We start from the raw sequence: 22080 nt of genomic DNA on the forward strand, positions 1-22080 counted from the left end.
CAATATCTTCGCCAAAAAAAGAACAGAGAAAGAACCCCTAGTCAAGAGGTTTTGAGCAGGAGGGAGATAATGCTAACTAGTTTCGGATGTTATTTAGGTGTAATATCAGGAACTCTAACAGAGTGAATTGCCCCAAGGTTAGCAACCTGGTTCAAGATGCGAGAAAATAAAATGGACTCCGGTTTTTGCGGAAGTAATTTAATCACTTCATCGACATATTTGAAAGCGCGATATAATGCCTTGAGATCGAGGAAACTAAACTGCGGACAGTGACGAGATTGAAACTCTCTTCTGAGCCGACGGGAGAAATTGACCATAAAGAAAGAAAGATTCACCGCATTAGTCACAGCAGTTTGGGAGATATTCATAAAATCCTCTAAGCCCCAAAATTGCTTGGCATCACGAAAATTAAATTCAATTTGAAATCTTAAGGAGTAGAGCTCGATGAGCTGATTGTAGGGAAGTTCTAAATCACTAGAGAATAAGAGGACATGGCCTTGTTGTTGAGTTTTGATATTGGTTTTGAGAATAATTACCACATTAAGGGGCTGAGAGAACTCTTTATGGAGTAGGTGAACTTGATAGATATCTGTGCGCCAGTCTTCTTCAGTGGTGCGATGGCAGAGAAATTTTTGAGATATCTGATGTGGATTAAGTTTATCGCCATATTTACGTCGGGAATCAGTGCCAAGAGGCGGCAAGAATAAAGCACTGTCATAACGCAACTTGCTCACTAGATGTAAGCCCATCTGACGAGTCATTTGCATCGCAGCGTTGTGGCCAAACTTGCCATCGAGAAGCAAATATTCGGGACGAATGCCGCCTCCGATGGTAGTAAGCAAAGCCGAGAGCATGCCTCGGATCTGCAAAAGTTCGGGGGAAAGGTTTACCTGAGTTTTATCCTTGCTTTTAGACCCTTTAGGACGACCCCGCTTCTTTTTGGTCTGGTTTGAAGGTTCTTGGCAAGAAGCTTTCGCTGGTTTTATGGGTTTAATAACCTGTTCAATGCGTAAGGGGTAAGATTGTCTTTGCTCCAAACTCACCAGAGATAATGCAAAGAAGGCCAATCCTTTCACCGGACGCTGTGCCAAACCAGAAAAAAACCAATCCAATCCGTAGGTTTTTTGTCCCGATTTGGTGGTTACCACTTCATCCCCAGCAATTGCGTACTGTTGTTTGGGACAAAAGCAATGGGTGCGAAAGAACACCCACATTAACGTTGGCCAGTTCTGTGGGCTGGAGAAAAATCTTTGAATGGTTCGATAGCTTCCTCCTTTTCCTGCCCAGCGCGATATCCCCAGCATCGTTACTCGACCAGTCATAGCTAACATTGCTTGAATTATTATACTCAGATGCTTCAGGCTGGTGCTATTGAGATCAAATGTCAAGCAACTCAGGAGTGTTAAAATTTCTGGCATGGGCTTTGTTGGAACTTCGTTTCGGTAAAACCTAGTTTCCTATAAAAGCCCTCTTGACTTCACTCCCAAATTCCGTTTCTCATTTGGCGAAGGTATTGTCTTAAGAATTTTTCTAAAGGACTTGCCTAGCCAATGATAAAACCCATCAACATAGGTAAACAGCACAGGAACCACAACCAGAGTCAACAAGGTGGAAGTCGTAAACCCACCAATAACTGCGATCGTGATAGAAATTTGAATTTAATATAGTTCTGACTCTTCCATTGCTTAAGACTCTAAAAGAAAAGACTTTAGTAAGCTTTAATATCGAAAGTTAGGAACATTTGAGTTATAAAGTAAAAAGACTTATTCCTAATTAGGGTTAAATGTACAATTGGACGCGTTTTTGGTGCCCCACCACAGGCAATTTAAGATTAGATTCTTCTGGTTTTCTCTATGATCCAGAATCAGAATATAGTAAGTATTATCAGTCCGATTTAGTTGGGTTTGATGATATATCGAAAATACCTTGTTTAATATTGTTGGGTGAAGCTGGTATTGGGAAAACTACTGCAACCGAACAAGAATACGAGAAAATTGAAACTAAGTTACAGCGATCGCAAGATGATTGTTTGTGGTTTCGTTTAGGTGATTATGATTCAGATAATAAGCTGTGTAATAAAATTTTTGAAAATGAAAGATTTAAAGATTGGCTTGATGGTAACCATCAATTATATCTATTTTTAGATAGTCTTGATGAAGGCTTATTGTCGATTAAAATACTGTCTAGAATTCTTAAGCGAGAAATCGATAAATTGCCTTGTGATCGCCTTTATTTAAGAATTACTTGCAGAACAGCAGATTGGAAAAATAGCTTAACAGAAAAATTTCAGGATAATTGGGGAAAAGATCAGGTTGGTATTTATGAACTGTGTCCTTTACGTCAAGTAGATATTGAGGAAGCTATAAATCAAAAAAATATCAATTCTAATCAATTTTTTGAAGAACTTATTGATAAAGAAGCAGTCCCGTTAGCAATTAAACCAATCACTCTAAAATTCTTGCTAAGTCAATACAGTAAAAATGCTTGTTTTCCTTTGTCGCAAAAAGAGTTGTACGAGCGAGGATGCCTAGAACTATGTAAGGAAGTTAGTCCAAATCGTCTTGAATGTGATTTTGACGGAGAATTAAGTGATAAGCAGCGCTTGATTGTTGTAGGAAGAATTGCCGCCATCACTATTTTTGCTAATAAAGTAGCTATTTGGACAAATTCCGATAACGCGGAAATGCCTGAATCTGATATATCGAAGGAAGATTTATGTATTGATCAAGAAAAAATTGATGGTCAAGAATTTAACATTACAAAACAATGTATTAAAGAGGTTTTGTCGATTTCAGGACTTTTTTCTTCAAGAGGTGAAAATCGTATGGGCTTTGCTCACAAAACTTATGCTGAGTTTTTAGCTGCATGGTATTTAAATCACCATCAAATACCCTTAGTTCAGATCATGAGTTTGATTGTTTCTCCTGAAGATGCAGAAAAAAAATTAGTTCCTCAACTTCATGAAACGGCTGCATGGTTGGCTAGTCTAAATTATGAAGTGTTAGAGAAAATAATGACAACCGATCCAGACGTTTTGTTGAAAAGTGATGTTTCTGAAGATGCAAAATTACGTAAAGCAATAGTCAACAGTTTACTAGAACAATACGAACAAGAAAAACTATTTGATCGTGATTTCAGTAAGTATTTACGATACAAAAAACTTAATCATTCTAAATTAGCAGAACAATTACGACCTTATATTCAAGATAACAATAAAAACTTTAATGTTAGATACGAAGCGATTAAAATAGCTGAAGCTTGTGAAGTAAAAGAATTACAAGATGACTTAGTAGATTTAGCATTAGATACAACTCAACAAATAGATTTAAGATCTATTGCTGCAAGTATGATTGCTTCTATAGGTGATTCAGAGACAAGATTAAAATTAAAACCTCTAGCTGTAAAAGAGTTATTGGAGGATGAAGAAGATAGTTTAAAAGGAAATGCCTTAAGAGCAGTTTGGTCAGAACATCTATCGGCAAAAGAATTATTTTCAGTATTTAGATTAGAATTGAAAGATTCATCTATTCGTTTGCTTGCCTTATTGTTAGTACAGGATGATCGCTACTGTGCAATTATTTTATTTCTATTAATAGCAAAACCCATTCTAACTCCTAGAAAGAAAAGTAATTTGCATGGGTCTTATAGTGGTTTTTTAGACTATGAACTTTTACCTAAGTTACAAGTAGAAGATATTCCAATAGCCTTAAATTGGCTAGAAATACAAGGTGTTAGATGTTTTGGTCATCCATTTGAGAATCTTGGTGATAATCTTTTATTAAAAGCTTGGGAATGTTTCGATGATCCTGAAATTGTTAAAGGCTTTGCTAAGGTTGCTTTAGTGCAGTGGAGAGAATACCAAGATGTAATTACACTCTACAAAAATAGTCAGGGAGAATTAGATTTTTCTTTTTCTAGAGATGATGATAAAAGACGTAAACTTATAGAGCAGTCTGTTTTATTAATTGTTAATTCTGGAGGAAACTTAGATTGTTTATTTGGCTCATCTTCTGAAGAAATTGATTTAGAGAAAGATATTTTATGGATGCTTGAAAAAATTCAAGAAACGGAAGAAAAGCGAGTACAAGAAATATATACTAAGCTAGTTAAATATCATTTTAACCGGAAAGATGCCAAGCAAATTGATGCTATAAATGTCGCTACTCAAAGCAATGAAACGCTCAATGAAAATTTTGCGTCTTGGTTTGAAGCTATAGAATTAAATTCTGCTCAGGCAAAGGAAGCAAAAAAAGAATACTTGATGATTAAAGGTTCCAAGAATGCAGTAAAGAAAAAGACTTCTCCGAGTATTTCTACTCAAAAAAAACTACAGGTTTACCTAGAAAATTTTGATGATAATTACTATTTTGCTTGGAGGGATATAACTAGAACCTTAAGTCTTAGACCTAATAGTAATTATTTCGAGTCATTACAAATCTTTAAAACTGATTTGACTCTTTTACCGGGATGGCAATCAGCAGATATTCAAACAAGAACAAGAATTGTAGAAGCTGCAAAAAAATACATAGTTAGCAATGAACCTGGTCATTTAAAGTATATTCGAGAATTGTTAAAAGCTTATGTACTTTATAAAGTATATCTTTATAAAATAATTTTGTGGCAAAGATTGAACGCTACTATGCAAATATTAGAGATAATTTGCCAGATAATAAATAAAAATGTAAATGACATTACTACACATGAAACAGATTTTTTGGGCTATAAAGCACTTAAGTTAGTTTATCAGCAAGATTACCAATTTATTCAAAAATTACCTCAAAATATTTGGCAGAAATGGTCAAGTTTTATACTATTATGCGTACCAAACAAATCTGAACAATCACAATCAGATAGAGATTTAATAAATTTAGCATATAAAAATTCAGCTAAAAAAATAGAAAATGAACTATTAATACTTATTGATCGAGAAAATCATGTCTATAAGGATATTTTTTCTATCGATAAGGTTGATTGTATTTGGAATACAAAAATAGAAAAGCTTTTGCAATCAATATCTACAAGTTCAATACTTGAACCTGAAGCATTATATAAAATTTTAGATCAGCTATTTGAACATAAACCGCAAAATAATCATGATTTTGTTGATGTTTTATTCTCTAGTTTAAATTTGACAAGAGATCATGAACCAGAAAAAGTAATAGTAATATTGAGTACCTGGTTTAGATATAATGCAACCGATAGTTGGTCTACTATATGGTCAGAAATTCAACAAGATTTAGAATTTGGAAAAAAATTAATTCATAGAATTACTTGGGGAATTCTCAAGAGTAGTATATTGGATTTAAGCGAAAAAGATTTAGCGGATTTATATATCTGGCTTGTTCATCAATATCCTTATGAAAAAGATCCAATTTATGATGAAGCTCATGTGGTGGAACCTAGAGAGCGAATTGCTCGTTTTAGGGATAGTATTTTGACTCAATTAAAAGAAACCGGAACATTTCAATCTTGTCAAGAAATTAGGCGTATTGCTAGTAAATTTCCAGAATTAAATTGGTTAAAAGCAACTTTATTTGATGCACAAAGAAATAGAAGAACAAAAACCTGGCAACCACCCAAACCTTATGAAATCTTAAAACTGATTAGAGATGGCAATAAAAGATTAATCAATGATGGAAATGAACTTTTAGAGGTCTTAATTGATTCTTTAAAACGTCTAGAATTAGAACTTCAAGGTGAAACCCCTGGTGCAAGAGATGTTTGGGATAAAATCGATCCTTCTAAAAAACATATATATAAGCCTGTTGATGAGAATACTTTCTCTGATTATGTAAAACGATTTCTTGATAGAGATTTAAAACAAAGAGGGATTATTGCTAATAGAGAAGTTGAACTGCGCCCTAGTCAAGGAGGAGCAAAAGGAGAAAGAACTGATATTCATGTTGATGTCGTAAAAAAATCTAATGGTGAAATTTATGATTCTATTACTGTCATCATAGAAGTAAAAGGTTGTTGGCATAAAGAATTGGATACAGCAATGGAAACTCAGCTATTGAATCGCTATTTAAAAGATAATGCTTGCCAACATGGTCTTTATCTAATTGGGTGGTTTCATTGTGAGCAATGGGACAGTAGCGATTATAGGAAAGGTAAAGCACCTAAAATTAGCCTTGTAGAAGCCAAAGAAAAATTCGATCAACAAGCAAAAGATTTATCTCAATTAGGTTCAACTGTTCAGGCTTTTGTATTAAATGCAGCTCTTAAATAGAACAATGATAATCATCATGCTAAATTGACCAGACAATATTTGTAACATTAATTATTACTTTTTAGTATCTTCCTAAAAGATTTACCTAACCAATGATAAAACCCATCAACATAGGTAAACAGCACAGGAACCACAACCAGAGTCAATAAAGTAGAAGTTGTAAACCCACCAATAACTGCGATCGCCATAGGACTACGAACCTCTCCATCAGCTCCTAGTTCCAAAGCGATCGGCATCATTCCGGCAATAGTCGAAATTGAGGTCATCAAAATTGGACGTAAACGGGAAACTCCCGCCTCAACCACTGCTTTAAATTGGGGCTTTCCTCGTTCAATACCCGCCAGTGCAAAATCCACTAGCAAAATAGCATTTTTCGTCACTAGTCCCATCAGTAGAACTACACCAATCAAAGCAAATAAACCCAATTCCTTTTGAGTCACCAATAATCCCATTAATGCTCCCCCCACAGATAAAGGCAGAGCAACCAGAATCGCCATCGGGTAGAGAAAATTATTGTACAGCAGGACGAGAATTGCATAGATGCAAAGAATTGCTAAGGATAATGCTCCCAAGAAACGGGCAAAAATATCTCGCATAATCTTGGCATCCCCTGCGGGTTCTTCTCGTACCTCTGGGGGCAAGGGACTCATGATCGGTAACTGACGCACTTGAGCTACAGCATCTCCCAGGGCAAGACCCTGTAAATTGGCTTCTACTGTAACTCGACGACTGCGATCAAATCTTTGGATTTCGTTCGGGCCACTACCCAAGCGAATTGTAGCCACCGCATCTAGAGGAACTAAGGTTCCACGATCGCTAGGGACACGGAGGTTTTTCAGATTGTTGATATCTTGCCGCTTGGCTGGATCTATCTGAACCCGAATCGGAATTTGGCGATCGCTAAGGTTGAATTTAGCCAAATTAAAGTCATTATCACCAATGGTCGTTAAAGAAGCTGTGCGTGCGATCGCTTGAACAGAAACTCCCAAATCAGAAGCTCGTTGAGGATCAGGCTCAATAACAATCTCGGGGCGCACCAAACTAACACTAGAACTAATTTCTACCAGTCCAGAAATCGAGCCCATTTGAGCTTCCAGCTCTTTTGCTGTATTCGTCAGGACTTGAGGATTATCACTGCGCAGAATCAACGAAAGATCCTTGCTCCCGCCGCCACCACCTTGACTTCTAAAACTAATTCTAGCTCCTGGTATTTTGGCAAATTTACCGCGCATTTTCTGTTGCCATTGTTTTTGATCCAGCTCCCTGGTTTCTTTGGGAGCTAAGTTGACAAAGATTTGAGCCGAGTTGATTTTGTTCTCCGCTCCCGAATAGTTGAGATAACTACTAATCGCTGGATCATCCTGTAAAATAGCGCCTAGCTGCTTGGTGACTTCTTCTGTGTCTTGAAGTCTTGAACCAGGAGGAAGCTCGACGATAACTGTACTTAAACCCGTATCTCCATCACTAAATAAACCTTTGGGAATAAAAGGGACTAGTTGCAAGCTACCAATGAAAAACGCGATCGCGAATAACAAAGTAGTAAAACGATGACGTAAAGACCATCTGAGGAGAGACGCATAGGGACGACGTTGGGAACCCTTACCAGTTAAATCTGCGGCGGTGGGAATTGGTTTAGATCTCAATAAATAGGCACTCAGCATCGGCGTTACTGTGCAAGCAACTAGGGTCGAAAACATCGTAGAGACAGCAACTGTCACTCCAAAGGGCTGGAAAAACTGTCCTGGAACCCCACCCATAAAGGCTACAGGGATAAATACCGCCACAATGGTTGAAGTAGTTGCTACCACTGCTAAGCCAATTTCCCTCGAACCATCTAAAGCTGCTTTAAGGGGAGTTTTACCCATTTGTAAATGGCGATCGATGTTCTCCAACATACAAATCGCATCGTCCACCAAATTTCCAATAGCTAAGGCCAGAGCAAGTAAACTCATGCCGTTGAGGGTATAGTTTAGCAACTGCATCACCCAAAAAGTAGGGATGATTGATAAAGGTAGAGCAGTCCCCGTAATCAACGTACTGCGCCAGTCGCGCAAAAAGATTCCCACTGTAATCACTGTTAGTACACAACCAAAGACCAAAGTCATAATTGTGCCATTGTAGGAACCACGAATTGAATCGGCGCGGGTAAAAATTAGTTCTAATTTGATATCTTCTGGCAGGGTCGGCTCCAATTGGGCAACTCGTTGACGAATACCTTCTTCTACAGAAACTAAAGTGCTCCCAGTGCTCCGTTTCACCGCAAAAGCAACCACCGGATCACCATTAAGATAGGCCGCTTGGGTGGGTTCTGCAAAAGCATCTTCTACCGTACCCAAATTATTCAGCGTTACTGTATCCCCATTGCCAAGGCGAATCGGATATTGTTGCAGTTCCCGAATATTTTTGGCGCTTCCTAAAGTCCGAATATTCTGTTCATTGCCGCCAATTTGGATTTTCCCTCCAGCGAGATTAATATTAAAATCTCGAATTTGCTGATTTACCTCTGTCGCGGAAATATCATAGGCTAGGAGGCGATCTGGATCTAAATCTACTCGAACTTCGCGATCTACTCCGCCCCAACGATCTATTTGCCCCACCCCTTCAACATTTAGCAATTGAGGAATCAAGGTTTTATCTACATAATTACTTAAATTCTCGACAGAGCGACTCTCCGATTTCACTGCATAGGTGATTACAGTTCCCCCGGCAAAGGCTAGCTTCTGAACAATCGGCTCATTAATATCTTGAGGTAATTCGGGGCGGATTTGAGCAATCTCATTTCTAACCTCATTAACAGCTTGATCGGCATCTGTCCCCAGTTCAAAATTGATAGTTGTGGTCGAGTTCCCCTCGGTCACAGTAGAGACCAGCTCATCTATATCGTCTAGATTGGCTACTGCATCCTCAACTTTTTTGGTTACTTGATTTTCTAGTTCTGTAGGACTAGCACCTCTTTGGGTAATATTGATGCTGACTACGGGAATGTCAATATTGGGAGTATCATCAATTCCCAAACCGAGAAAAGAAGTTATTCCCACAATGCCCAGAATTAAGAAGGTAACGATGGTCGGAACGGGTTTTTTGATCGACCAAGCAGAAAGATGAAATGACATTAAGTTTATCGGTTGGTATAAGTTATTAGGGACATCAAGCCTTGTGCCCTCTTGTACGAGTCTTGTGCTCTCAGCAATTCGGCTAGCTTGCGCTTTTGCAGGATTTAAAAATTAAAAAATAAATAAAGGATTAAGATATTCCCCTTTAATGTAACAAAATATTAACTGAAAAATCTATGACTGCCCAACAAGCTCTCGATGCGATTCTCGTTATGCCCAGCAATGGACAAAAGCCAAGACATCTATTGGTGATGCTTCATGGTTGGGGTGCTAACTATCAAGATTTAGCGCCGCTGGCTCAAATGCTAGATTTTCCCGGCTTTGCTTATCTGTTCCCCAACGCGCCTTTTGATCATCCTCAAGTGCCTGGAGGCAGGGCTTGGTACGATTTGGAAAATATGCCCAACTGTCAACAATTACCCAAAAGTCGAGAATTATTAATCAATTGGTTGTCTTCTCTGGAGGATTCTACGGGAGTACCAATAGAAAGAACTATTATGGCTGGCTTTTCCCAGGGTGGAGCGATGACTTTAGATGTGGGGTTAACTTTTCCCTGCTTAGGTTTGGTTAGCATGAGTGGCTATTTACATTACGAACCTGATACTAATTCTCTTGCTGAAGTTGATGAGGAAAGTTTGATTATTAATACGGAAAAAATTACTCGTTCCTATCCTAGTCAATTGTCTCCAACATTAATCATTCATGGCAAACAGGATCCTGTGGTGCCGATCGCCGCGGCCAGAGAGGCCCAGGAGAAGTTAACTGCGATCGGGGTGGCTATCCAATATCATGAGTTTAATATGGGTCATGAAATACCTGCGCCTGCTTTGGAAGTGCTTAAGGACTATATAAGTGTCGCCATGTAGGAATATTTGATGTTTATTCTTCAAAGGTTTCATGATTGCAAAGTCGAACTAAATAAGCGAGGATATAAAATTGCAAGTAAAATTTGTAATAATCTAGATACTACAGACTCTATGGCTGCTGAAAGAACTGTTCCTAAATTTGATTCCTCTTCAATCAAGATTACTAGAGAAGAAGGTTTAATGCTCTATGAAGACATGGTTCTAGGGCGGTTGTTTGAGGATAAATGTGCAGAAATGTACTATAGGGGCAGAATGTTTGGTTTTGTCCATCTCTACAATGGTCAAGAAGCAGTTTCTACGGGTGTCATTCGAGCTATGCGCCGCGATGAGGATTTTGTTAGTAGTACCTATCGCGATCATGTTCATGCTTTGAGTGCCGGGGTTCCTGCTAGAGAGGTTATGGCAGAATTATTCGGCAAGGCTACAGGCTGTAGTAAAGGGCGTGGTGGTTCGATGCATATGTTTTCGGCCCAGCACAAGCTTTTAGGGGGCTATGCTTTTGTGGCAGAAGGAATTCCCGTTGCTATGGGAGCGGCCTATCAGAGTAAATATCGTAAAGATGCTCTAGGAGATGCCAGCGCAGATCAGGTTACGGCTTGTTTCTTTGGGGATGGGGCTAGTAATAATGGCCAATTTTTTGAATGCTTGAATATGTCGGCATTATGGAAATTACCAATTATCTATGTCGTAGAAAATAATAAATGGGCGATCGGCATGGCCCACGATCGCGCGACTTCTCAACCAGAAATTTATAAAAAAGCCAGTGTCTTTAGTATGGCCGGGGTTGAAGTTGATGGGATGGATGTCTTGGCTGTGCGGGCGGCAGCGCAAGAAGCGGTGGAACGAGCTCGTGCTGGTGAGGGGCCGACCCTTATTGAAGCCTTAACATACCGTTTTCGCGGCCATTCTTTGGCCGATCCTGATGAGTTACGTTCTGCTGAAGAGAAGGAATATTGGGCCACAAAAGATCCTATTACTAGATTTGCTGATTATCTAACTAAGCAAAAATTGGCTACAGCACAAGAGCTAAAAGATCTCGATAAAAAAGTACAAGAAATCATTAATGATGCGGTGGCATTTGCAGAAAGCAGTCCCGAACCTGATCCTTCTGAGTTGCGTCGTTATATCTTCGCAGAAGACTAATTTAAGGGATGAGGGATGAAGGATGAAGGATGAGGAAAAAGTGGTCAACATTATCGCTTTTGCTCTGATAAAGTTTAAATAGTTTTAAAAGCTTCTGCCCTCTCTCTTGGTGCGCGTTCCCTAGCGCCTTGCAAAGGCGCGGGGTCGCACCGCTGCCCTCATTCAAGAAGAATATTCGATTCTTAGTTGTTTGATAATTTTTCTGTCGCCCTCTAAAAAGGTTTTACGATTGGTTTCTCTCAATCCTAAGTCCTGAAACCAAGATAATTCAAGATCTGAAAGCGCCCAGGGTGGCCCCTCCGGTGGGGTGTTATGGTCATCGCGATGACGAGTAACGACTAATAAAGTACCTTCTGGGGCTAGTAAAGGCGCGATCGCATTAATAACTTGAGAGCGGATTTTGAGGGGCAAGGCTTGGATATTGCGGCATTCATAAACTAAATCAAAACTATTGCTCCAGGACGCATCCAAAGCTAGTAAATCTGCTACAAGATACTTTACCGAAGAGTTGGGAAATCTTTGTTGGCACCAGGCGATCGCAGTAGCTGAAATATCAAAAGCAGTAACTTGATAGCCAACATCAGCCAATCTTTCGGCGTCATCCCCTAATCCACAACCAATGACTAAAGCAGCAGGTTTTTCTTTTGGGAGTTGATGGTTTTGTAACCAATCTTCGAGATAGGGATGAGCCTTATCTTTAGCCCAAGGCACGAGTTGAGAATCTCCTTTCGCACCTTTATACAAGGGCTCAAACCATCCGGCAGGATTCTCTTGTTGAACTGCTTCGGTGGCTAAGGATTTGACTTTTTGTTGTAACTCTTGAGGTTGTTGTTCAAACATAAAACCATTTTATATTAGTAGAATTAATATTCTTGGAAGACTTCCACTTCACCTTTGTTATTAAATGCTAAGACCTGAAAAGGTTGTTGGCGATCGCCCATTTCCATTCCTGGTGTTCCAATAACCATTCCCGGAACTGCCAAGCCAGCTACTTGAGGTTTTTGACGCAGAAAGCGTTTGATATCGTCAGCAGGAACATGACCTTCTATTATGTAACCATCAATAATTGCTGTGTGGCAGGAAGCTAATTTTGGAGGTACATTAAGTTTTTGCTTGAGTGCTGCGATCGATTCGGTTTTAATGTCCTCTGTAATCCTAAAGCCATGTTCTTTGATATGGTCAATCCATGCTCCACAGCAACTACATGATGGGCTACGGTATAGAGTCATATTTAGATTTCCCACATTATTAGGATTCGCTTTTTGCCCCCAAAAACTAATATAAGTAATTTGTTCTGAACTGTTAGTAAATTTTGGAGAATTGTTGACTATTGTATTTGCCGATGTTTCTAAAGGACAGAAACTTTTTGCCAATAATCCACAAGTGGTTAGAGACACTAAAAATAGCAACCATTTCTTAAAATACTTGTTCATAACCTGAAAGAGACGTGTTGAGATAATAACATTGTACAGATCCTGGGCTCAAACCCTGTTCCCTGTTCCCTATTCCCTATTCCCTGTTCCCTATTCCCTGTTCCCTGTTCCCTATTCCCTATTCCCTGTTCCCTGTTCCCTATTCCCTGTTCCCTATTCCCTATTCCCTATTCCCTATTCCCTATTCCCTATTCCCTATTCCCTGTTCCCTGTTCCCCAAAACCTAACACCTAATACCTAAAACCTTTTCCTTATATAATTAATCTGTCTAAGCCTTAAGTAATCGTATTTTGAAACCATCAGTTCATAGTCAATTAGTTAGTAATAATCCCCTAAGCATTGCTCCGATGATGGATCGTACCGATCGCCATTATCGATATCTAATGCGTCAAATTACGAAATATACTTTGCTCTATACAGAGATGGTTACCACCCCTGCGATTATTCATGGCGATCGCGAAAAACTATTAGGCTTTTCCCCCGAAGAAAAACCCCTTGTTTTGCAACTAGGTGGCGATCAACCCTCAGAGCTGGCCGAATGTGCCAAAGTAGCTCAAGATTGGGGCTATGATGCTGTGAATTTAAATGTTGGTTGTCCCAGCTCGCGAGTCCAAAGTGGCAATTTTGGTGCCTGTTTAATGGCAAAACCTCAATTGGTTGCAGCCGCAATATCAGCAATGCAAAAAGCTGTCACTATTCCAGTTACGGTAAAACATCGCATTGGTATTGATGATCGCGATCGCTATGAAGATATGGCAGAATTTGTGCGGATTGTCTCAGAAGCAGGATGTCGTCATTTTACTGTCCATGCTCGCAAAGCTTGGTTAAAGGGTTTAAGCCCCAAAGAAAATCGCAATGTTCCTCCTCTACGTTATGAAGATGTTTATCGTCTCAAAAGAGAATTTCCCCATTTGTTCATCGAAATCAATGGTGGAATTGTCGAGCTCAAGCAGGTAACAGAATGCTTAAAGTCTGTAGACGCGGTGATGATTGGTCGAGCTGCCTATGATAACCCTTATTTATTTGCAACAGTAGACCAAGAATTTTATGATTCCCAGGCCGCGATTCCCCGGCGTCAAGACATTGTCGAAGCAATGCTACCTTATATCGATCATTGGATGAGTCGAGGAGGTAGGCTGAATTCGATTACTCGTCATATGCTCCAACTTTTTGCCAGACAACCAGGAACCAAAGCTTGGAAAAGATACATTAGCCAAAATGCTTTTTTGCCCAATTCCAGCTCGACCACTATTAAGAATGCCCTTGCGGAAGTAATTGATAACTGATAACTGATAACTGATAACTGATTAGGCCATTACCATTCCACCATCGACATTGAAAACTTGTCCTGTAATGTAAGCTGCTGCGGGATCGGCGGCTAAAAAGCGAATCATTCCCGCAATTTCTTCGGGTTTTCCATAACGCCCCAAAGGAATAAATTTAAGTATCTCATCGGCTTGCAAATCCTGAGTCATATCTGTTTCAATAAAACCTGGTGCCACAGCATTAACAGTCACGCCGCGAGGAGCCAACTCCTTAGCTACTGTTTTGGTAAACCCAATCACCCCAGCCTTGGCTGCACTATAGTTAGCTTGTCCAGGATTCCCCATTTGCCCTGCAACCGAGGCAATATTGATAATTCTGCCGCTGCGTTGCTTTAACATTGTTTTAGTGACTGCTTTAGTGCAGAGAAACACCCCAGTAAGATTGAGGTCGATAACGGCTTGCCATTGTTCAAGTTTCATTCGCATCAATAAAGTATCTTTGGTAATCCCGGCATTATTTACCAAGACGTCAATGCGAGAATATTTAGCCAGAGTTTCTTTAATCAGCCCATCGACTTCTTCTGGTTTCGAGACATCGGCTTGAATTGCGATCGCCTCTCCCCCGGCATCCAGAATAGTTTGCACCACTGCTTCGGCAGCTTCACTAGAGCGAGCATAGTTAACCACAACTTTGGCTCCTACTGCGGCTAAAGCTAAAGCTGTCGCCTTGCCAATTCCCCTCGATGCTCCAGTCGCGATCGCTACTTGATCTTTCAATGACTGTAAATTTTCTGGCATCATTTCCATAATTAACCCTTTTTCCTCTAAAACGTTTCTCCTGAAAGAAAGATACACCAACGGAGGAACGCGGAACAAGAAAATTCAATCTATGCAATATCTTTGATATTGAGCTAGTCTCATAGAAATTATGAAACTAATGTCTTTTACGCCTATGGAAGTTAATGCTTAGATTGGGCGAATCAAAAGAGCTTGATATGTGACAAAAACAAGACAAAATCATAGATCATTAAGAGATAATATCAATTTCTCAAGTTACTAAATTTGAACAATAGATTGCCATTCTACCCAAGTAGAATAAGATTGGTAGTTGCAGTTTGGAAGGTGATTATTGTGGGCGAATTTAACACGGCAGAATTATTGGTCAAATGTCTCGAAAATGAGGGTGTCGAATATATATTCGGTTTACCAGGAGAGGAGAATCTTCATATCCTAGAAGCCTTGCGAGACTCTCCCATTCAATTTATCACCACTCGCCATGAACAGGGAGCTGCTTTTATGGCGGATGTTTATGGCAGATTGACGGGAAAAGCTGGGGTTTGTTTGTCTACATTGGGGCCTGGAGCAACTAATTTGATGACAGGAGTGGCCGATGCCAATCTTGATGGGGCCCCTTTGGTAGCCATCACGGGGCAAGTGGGAACAGATCGTATGCATATCGAATCCCATCAATATCTCGATCTGGTTGCAATGTTCGAGCCTGTCACCAAATGGAATACTCAAATCGTTCGCCCGCAAAATACTTCAGAAATTATTCGTAAAGCTTTCAAACTTGCCCAAGCAGAAAAACCTGGTGCTGTCCATATTGATTTGCCAGAAAATATTGCTGCGATGTCTGTGGGGGGCAGCTATCCTTTGGGACAAGATGGTCGAGAAAAAACCTATGCTTCTTACCGTAGTATTAATGCCGCCGCTGCGGCGATCGCAAAAGCAGACAACCCTCTAATTCTTGTAGGCAATGGTGCAATTAGAGCTCATGCTAATGAAGCGCTGACCGAGTTTGTTACCCAACTGAGTATTCCTGTGGCCAATACTTTTATGGGCAAAGGTGTGATTCCCTATACTCATCCTTTATGTCTCTGGTCGGTGGGTTTACAACAGCGAGATTTTATTAGTTGTGCTTTTGATGAAGCGGATTTGGTCATTGCGATCGGTTACGATCTGATCGAATATTCACCGAAAAAATGGAACCCCCAAGGAAAAACGCCAATCATTCATATTGGAGCTGCTACAGCCGAGATCGATAGTAGTTATATTCCTCTAGTAGAAGTAGTAGGAGATATTTCTGACTCCTTGCTGGACATTATGAAAAAATGCGATCGCAATGGCAAACCTGCGGGGAATATTTCGCGATTGCGTAGTCAACTACGAAAAGACTATGAACGCTATGTTAATGATGAAGCTTTTCCGATTAAACCGCAGAAGATAATTTATGATTTGCGTCAAGTAATGAATCCAGAGGATATTGTGATCTCCGATGTCGGTGCTCATAAAATGTGGATGGCACGGCATTATCATTGTGATTGTCCCAATACCTGTCTGATTTCCAATGGTTTTGCGGCGATGGGAATTTCCATTCCTGGGGCGATCGCAGCCAAATTGGTTCATCCGGATAAAAAAATTGTCGCCGTGACAGGGGATGGTGGTTTTATGATGAACGCTCAGGAGCTGGAAACCGCTTTAAGGATTAAAACTCCTTTTGTTACTTTGATCTTTAATGACAACGGTTATGGCTTAATTGAATGGAAACAAATTAGTCAATTTGGTCATGCCTCTTTTGTCGATTTTACTAATCCTGATTTTGTAAAATTAGCTGAAAGTATGGGTTTAAAAGGATATCGTGTTGAATCGGCGGCGGATCTTGTTCCCATTCTCAAAGAGGCGTTAGCTCAAGATGTTCCTGCTGTTATCGACTGTCCTGTTGATTACAAAGAAAATTTGCGTTTTTCCCAAGAAGCAGGAGATTTAACTTGTGAAGTGAGACTTTAGAGTTTTTAGTCGATATTTCTCATACCAAATTAAATAATGTTCACGACAGATCATGGTGGTAGGGGCGAATTGCCATTCGCCCCTACAGAATCATGTGTTCTATTTCTATTTTAAATTAGTATCACTGACAACAAAGGGTTTATCAAATCCTTTATAGCATACAGCGAAAAAGGCACTCACTAGATAGAGATAAGCGCCTTTTTCAATTGTCTATTCCTTTTGTTTTCTAAGTACTAAACTATTGGCGATTTTCGGTAGTCAAAGCCCAGCAAAGAGCTGGAGACATTAGGATGCTGAAAACAGTTACCATGCCAATTATCAAAAAAATATCACTATTCGCTAAATACATAATCTACCAACCTCTTGTTCGCTCATTTGCAAAGTAAAGTGTTTTGAGGTGCGTTCTTTAAGGATGTACTCCTCACTTCGTCTCTTGGAGATGAGATGAACGAAACCGCATTGCTTCTACTAAGCATGATCCTAGCACACGAAAAGTGATTGATTATACAAAAGTTCACATTTTAAGATTCGATTCTCTTGTGAAACTCGTGAAGCTACAGTGATACTTGCAGATAATTTCCCGATGATTTGAGATAGAGATAAATGCCCAGAGGCTATATTCTAGTCCATAATTGATAACTTAGAACCTCATTATTCCCATCTGTGTTTTTCTAGTAAATTTTCGTGATGATACTTAATACAAGTGTAATATTTGTTTATTAATAAATAAATACAATATACAGTTTGCTGTTCCACGTCAGCATCTCACGAGTTTGCTTCGTTATGTCCGGTTAAACAACGAAGTAATAGGCTTGTCCCTAAATCCCCAAATCCCCAAATCCCCAAATCCCTAAATCCTTACATTTTAATTGGCAGTCTCATTGTGAAAGTTGTCATATTATCTCGACTTTCCAATTGAAGTTCCGCACCTAGAAGTGCAACGAGTTTTTTTACGAGAGCGAGTCCAATTCCTGTCCCGCCATATCGCCAAGGATCAAGGGTTGGAATACGATAAAACTTATCGAAGATCAATTTTTGCTCTTGTGGTGAGATTTCAACTCCAGAATTACTGATACTAAAACAAACTGTTGTTTCCTCGGCCCAAGTTGCAATGGAAATTTTTCCCTCGGCAGGGGTATATTTACAGGCGTTTGTCAGCAGTTCATTAATTACTCTTTCGAGAAGGGTTATATCTGAGTTGATCAGAGATATGGTGCCAGAGTCAGAAATAATTAACTGTTGTTGTTGGTTCTGAATTTGTTCTTTAAATGATTCGGCCAACTTGGGAATCAATAAATTTAGATCAATCCATTCAGGGATTAAAGTTGCACTATCAGCATCGACATAACAGAGAGTCAGTAAGTCATTGACTAATTTATTTTGTTTTTGGCAAGAATTTTTAAAAATATCAAATACTCGTTGGAAATTTTGCGATTGAATTCCTTGATTTCCCTTGGCTTGAATGAGCTTTTCTAAGGTTTGAGATGCGATTAAAATGCTACTCATGGGAGTGCGAAGTTCGTGGGAAATGGTTTTAAGAAAATTGTCTTTGAGGTTATTTAGTTTACCAAGTTCTTCTACTTGGGATTGGGTATTTTTATAGAGTCTAGCCTGACGAATTGCGATCGCACATTGATTGGCTATTTGTTCTACCAAGCGAACTTCCAGCTCATCGAACATTTCCTGGGGCGGTCGTAATAACCACAAGTTTCCCAAAACCCCTCGATTGTCAAAAATTGGACAGACTAGTCTTGTGCAGTGAAGCTTTTTGGGGCTTAATTCTGGGACTTTTTCGACAAATTGTAGAGATTGTTTTTGCAATAGTTGTTGATAGAGTTCTGGAAAATCAGCTATTTTTCTTGTTATTCCTTGGCAGGATGGTTCATTTAGACTACATTCATAAACAATTGTGCCTATTTTCTGTTGGTGATCGTAGAGCTCTATTTTGCAGCGGTCAATTTTTAAAACCTCTCTTACTTCTTGAGTTACTGTTTGCAAAATCTGCGTTTCATCTAAGGTATCCCGTATTTTTTCAGTAATATTGCGAATTAAAGATTCAAATTTAAAGGAACGTTCCAGTTTGGCTGTACGTTTCTGCACTTTTAGCTCAAGATATTCGTTAAGACTTTGAACCTTTTGATAGAGTTCTGCTTGCTGGACAGCAATGCCCACTTGAGTTGTTAGTTGTTTAAGTAATGAGACTTCTGACAAATCCCATTTTCGAGGAGATAGGCAATGTTGCGCAATTAATAGTCCCCAAAGTTGATTTTCTGCCACAATCGGCAACACTAGATTTGCTTTGACTTCAAAACTAGCAAGCATTTCGGCATGACAAGGAGTTAAATTACTATTATAAATATCTTCTACTATCTGTATTTTTCCCTGTCTATATTTTTGAATATGGTTTTCGCTGAAGCAGGGATCTTTAATTCTCGACCCGAAAACTGCTTTGCATGAATCAACTACAGACTCGACTACTACTAAACCACTCCAATCTGGCTCAAAACGATAAACTAATACCCGATCTGTTTTGAGAAACTGTCTAACCTCTTCAACAGTTTGATTGAGAATCAGATCCAATTCTAAAGACTGGCGAATTCTTAAAGCAATAGCAGCAACTAGTTTGTCCCCTTGTGCCTGCAAGGAAAGACTTTCTTGAGCGACCTGTGAATCAGAATTTGACAAGAGTTTACGTTCAGTTTGGAAAAATTTAGACTCCGCTTAAATAATTTAATATTTTTTTTAACTTTTGTTTGTTTACTTTAACAATTCGTTAAAATGTCTGATTTTTCCAGTCTCCAAAAATAAATAAAAGATTAACTAAGTATTTCTACTCAAGATCCTCTGTTAGATTTGTTAAGCAATATTAAGAAAAGTTGGTCATTGAGGATTAGCGATCGCTAAACGAATGAATAAAGAGGAGTTGTTGAGAAAGTATGCAAAGGGACAAAGAGATCTTAGGTTGACTAATCTTGCTCAAGCAGATTTACAATACGTCAATTTAGTAGGTATAGATTTTAGTCAAGCGAATTTGACTGAAGTGAACTTTACAGGGGCAAATTTGGGTAAGGCCGTTTTCTATCGAACTGTGGTGGAATTGGGCAATTTTAGCCAGTCAGACTTAGGGGAGGCAGATTTGAGGGAGGCGAATTTTAGTCAATCACTTTTTTACAAGGCTTCTTTATTTAAATCTCAATTGCAGAAAGCAAATTTAAATCAGGTTATTGCTATCAGGGCTTTTTTTCGAGATGCCAACTTGAATCACGCTGTTCTGACGTCGGCCAATTTACAACAAGCGAATTTAACCAATGCTGATTTGAGGGGGGCAGATTTGAGCAATGCTAATCTGGAATCTGCATTTTTGGTTGGAGCAAATTTGTTGGGTGCTTCGTTAGTAGATGCTAATCTTGAGCGAGCGATTTTAACTGATGCAATTATGCCTGATGGGACTATTTATAGTGATTCCAAATAAACCCAGAACAATCCATGTAGGGGCGATTGGCCAATCGCCCCTACGATAAAGAAGAAAGACTAGGATATTTGATAGTCAGGAATGGCATTGTCTTCCATATATCTTTGATATTCCTGGCAGGCGCGATCGCATTGCTCCGAGCTCCAACCGCAATATTGCACCAAAGTTGCACTCATGACTGGCAAAAGATCTAAACCGTAGTTCCCGCTCATGGCTAACATGGTTCGTCGACAGGCAATATCGATAAAATTATGAGCAAATTCGTGCCGCACTGCATAAACAATCTGGGCTTTAATATCAGGAAGTTCGGGGCTAATCGGATTTGCCAATTCAGGATCTTCTTTGGTTAGGGCCAAAATTTCTAATGCTTTGGAGCCATATTGGTCACAGAGATAATTTATCCGTTCGGCAGAAACTCCAAAGTTATCCATGGCTTCGGCAATTTTGCGATCGCTAGGCAATAAATACCCTGGCAAAGGTAATTTATCAGTCTGACATGGGAGTGTCTTGCGCTTCATCTTACGCAAAGCAGCATCAACCATTTCCTCTCCGACATTGCGATAGGTAGTGAGTTTGCCCCCAATGAGAGAAATTAGATTTTCCACTCCTTCGAGCTTGTGGTCGTAGAGAATATGTTTGCGGGTAATACTTCCTGGTTTTTTCCCTTCGGAATTTGGTAAAGGACGAACTCCAGAATAAGTGTACACAACGTCATCTCGCGACAAATTGGCATTGACAATAATATTATTGGTTTCCCTCAACAAATAATCGATTTCGTCGTTATCTGCCTTGAACTTATCCAAGTCTCCCTTAAAGGGAATATCTGTGGTACCTATCAGATATTTTCCCAACCAAGGAACAATAAAGAAGGGACGACCATCCGATTTAGCTTCGACGTATAGACTTGTATTGGGAGCGCCAGGAAAAGGGTTAACTATAATATGGCTGCCTTTGGTTCCCCCAATCTTTTTTTTCTGACCAATATTACCCAACTGACAAACTCGATCTACCCAAGGGCCAGCAGTATTAACTACCATAGCTTCGGTACTCCCGTAAACGGAGAAAGTTTCTCCTGTGATTTTATCTTGGCAGGTGAGTTTATTGATTCGCTTTTGATCTTGTTTTAGACCTGTGACCTCTGCATAATTTAAGACTGTGGCTCCTGCTTCTTGTGCGGAGATAATATTTTCCAGGCATAATCTTTCGGCCAGGGCAATCTGGGCGTCATAATATTGGGCCCCTCCAGCCAAATTCTGCTGATCGATGCTGCGAAATAGCTGTTGAAACTTTGATTTGCTCAGCATCCGATGAATCGGCAATGTCTTGTCGTAACTAAACATATCGTAGAGAATCATCCCTGCCCAAATTTTCCAATAGGGTCGAGAGCGATCGCGATAGATGGGAATAGTCAGCAGTAAAGGATTAACTAAATGGGGTGCGGTGTGCAATAAAACTTCCCTTTCTTTGAGAGCTTCTCTGACCAGAGGAAATTCAAAATATTCTAGATAACGTAAGCCCCCATGAATTAGACGAGTAGACCAACTAGATGTGCCGCTGGCAAAGTCTCCCTTCTCAATTAAGATAGTTTTTAATCCTCTTAGCGCGGCATCTCTGGCGACTCCCGCACCATTAATTCCCCCACCAATAATTATCAAATCATATTGATTCTGTTGAATTCGCGCTAAATCTCGCATTTATCCTTGATGGTTAACTTAATATCAAATTTCTTAGTCAATTAAGTTTTAATATAACCCCAAGTTTAGTTTTTCTGG

General features: G+C 39.5%; 14 protein-coding genes and 1 pseudogene. 7 read left to right on the top strand and 8 right to left on the bottom strand.

Features of this window, described 5'->3' with window-relative positions; translation table 11 throughout:
* Positions 1-89: 89 nt before the first annotated feature.
* Complete coding sequence (locus XEN7305_RS15505) at positions 90-1418, bottom strand: IS4 family transposase (protein ID WP_006507541.1); 1329 nt, start codon at positions 1416-1418, stop codon at positions 90-92.
* A 39-nt stretch (positions 1419-1457) separates the two neighbouring features.
* Positions 1458-1643, bottom strand: a pseudogene (locus tag XEN7305_RS30360) (hypothetical protein); the annotation flags it as partial.
* Positions 1644-1783: 140 nt separating this feature from the next.
* Between XEN7305_RS30360 and XEN7305_RS26785 the strand changes: the two are divergent.
* Complete coding sequence (locus XEN7305_RS26785) at positions 1784-6229, top strand: NACHT domain-containing NTPase (RefSeq protein ID WP_006510406.1); 4446 nt, start codon at positions 1784-1786, stop codon at positions 6227-6229.
* A gap of 47 nt (positions 6230-6276) precedes the next feature.
* On the opposite strand, the gene XEN7305_RS15515 is transcribed toward XEN7305_RS26785, so the two are convergent.
* Entirely contained in the window at positions 6277-9342 is a 3066-nt protein-coding gene (locus tag XEN7305_RS15515; RefSeq protein ID WP_006510407.1) for an efflux RND transporter permease subunit, read from the bottom strand.
* 176 nt (positions 9343-9518) lie between these two features.
* Here XEN7305_RS15515 and XEN7305_RS15520 point away from each other — a divergent pair, with 176 nt between their 5' ends.
* Together XEN7305_RS15520 and pdhA are read left to right on the top strand one after the other, a co-directional pair.
* Positions 9519-10208: an alpha/beta hydrolase gene (locus XEN7305_RS15520; RefSeq protein WP_006510408.1), complete on the top strand. Its 690-nt coding sequence runs from the start codon at positions 9519-9521 to the stop codon at positions 10206-10208.
* A gap of 111 nt (positions 10209-10319) precedes the next feature.
* Positions 10320-11351, top strand: coding sequence for a pyruvate dehydrogenase (acetyl-transferring) E1 component subunit alpha (gene pdhA / locus XEN7305_RS15525; RefSeq protein ID WP_040898162.1), 1032 nt, complete (start codon positions 10320-10322; stop codon positions 11349-11351).
* Between the two features lie 162 nt (positions 11352-11513).
* On the opposite strand, the gene XEN7305_RS15530 is transcribed toward pdhA, so the two are convergent.
* Together XEN7305_RS15530 and XEN7305_RS15535 are read right to left on the bottom strand one after the other, a co-directional pair.
* A complete protein-coding gene (locus XEN7305_RS15530) occupies positions 11514-12191 on the bottom strand; it encodes a bifunctional 2-polyprenyl-6-hydroxyphenol methylase/3-demethylubiquinol 3-O-methyltransferase UbiG (RefSeq protein ID WP_006510410.1) in 678 nt (225 codons plus the stop codon).
* A gap of 23 nt (positions 12192-12214) precedes the next feature.
* Complete coding sequence (locus XEN7305_RS15535) at positions 12215-12784, bottom strand: DUF411 domain-containing protein (RefSeq protein ID WP_006510411.1); 570 nt, start codon at positions 12782-12784, stop codon at positions 12215-12217.
* 31 nt (positions 12785-12815) lie between these two features.
* On the opposite strand from XEN7305_RS15535, the gene XEN7305_RS28690 reads away from it, so the two are divergent.
* Together XEN7305_RS28690 and dusA are read left to right on the top strand one after the other, a co-directional pair.
* Positions 12816-13025 (top strand): hypothetical protein, encoded by a 210-nt coding sequence (locus tag XEN7305_RS28690; protein ID WP_144053286.1) that lies wholly within the window; start codon positions 12816-12818, stop codon positions 13023-13025.
* A gap of 49 nt (positions 13026-13074) precedes the next feature.
* A complete protein-coding gene (gene dusA, locus XEN7305_RS15540) occupies positions 13075-14070 on the top strand; it encodes a tRNA dihydrouridine(20/20a) synthase DusA (protein WP_040898148.1) in 996 nt (331 codons plus the stop codon).
* 21 nt (positions 14071-14091) lie between these two features.
* On the opposite strand, the gene fabG is transcribed toward dusA, so the two are convergent.
* Positions 14092-14856: a 3-oxoacyl-[acyl-carrier-protein] reductase gene (gene fabG / locus XEN7305_RS15545; protein WP_006510413.1), complete on the bottom strand. Its 765-nt coding sequence runs from the start codon at positions 14854-14856 to the stop codon at positions 14092-14094.
* 324 nt (positions 14857-15180) lie between these two features.
* On the opposite strand from fabG, the gene XEN7305_RS15550 reads away from it, so the two are divergent.
* Positions 15181-16836 (top strand): acetolactate synthase large subunit, encoded by a 1656-nt coding sequence (locus tag XEN7305_RS15550; protein WP_040898167.1) that lies wholly within the window; start codon positions 15181-15183, stop codon positions 16834-16836.
* Positions 16837-17694: 858 nt separating this feature from the next.
* Here XEN7305_RS15550 and XEN7305_RS15555 read toward each other — a convergent pair.
* Positions 17695-19521, bottom strand: a complete 1827-nt coding sequence (locus XEN7305_RS15555; RefSeq protein WP_006510415.1) for a GAF domain-containing protein — start codon at positions 19519-19521, stop codon at positions 17695-17697.
* Between the two features lie 223 nt (positions 19522-19744).
* On the opposite strand from XEN7305_RS15555, the gene XEN7305_RS15560 reads away from it, so the two are divergent.
* Positions 19745-20308 carry a pentapeptide repeat-containing protein gene (locus XEN7305_RS15560; protein WP_006510416.1) on the top strand — a complete coding sequence of 188 codons (564 nt, stop codon included), beginning with the start codon at positions 19745-19747 and terminating at the stop codon, positions 20306-20308.
* A gap of 59 nt (positions 20309-20367) precedes the next feature.
* Here XEN7305_RS15560 and glpD read toward each other — a convergent pair whose 3' ends face one another.
* Positions 20368-22002 carry a glycerol-3-phosphate dehydrogenase gene (gene glpD / locus XEN7305_RS15565; RefSeq protein ID WP_006510417.1) on the bottom strand — a complete coding sequence of 545 codons (1635 nt, stop codon included), beginning with the start codon at positions 22000-22002 and terminating at the stop codon, positions 20368-20370.
* Positions 22003-22080: the final 78 nt, after the last annotated feature.

This window comes from Xenococcus sp. PCC 7305 (genome assembly GCF_000332055.1).
In the GTDB taxonomy this organism is placed as follows: Bacteria; Cyanobacteriota; Cyanobacteriia; order Cyanobacteriales; family Xenococcaceae; genus Xenococcus.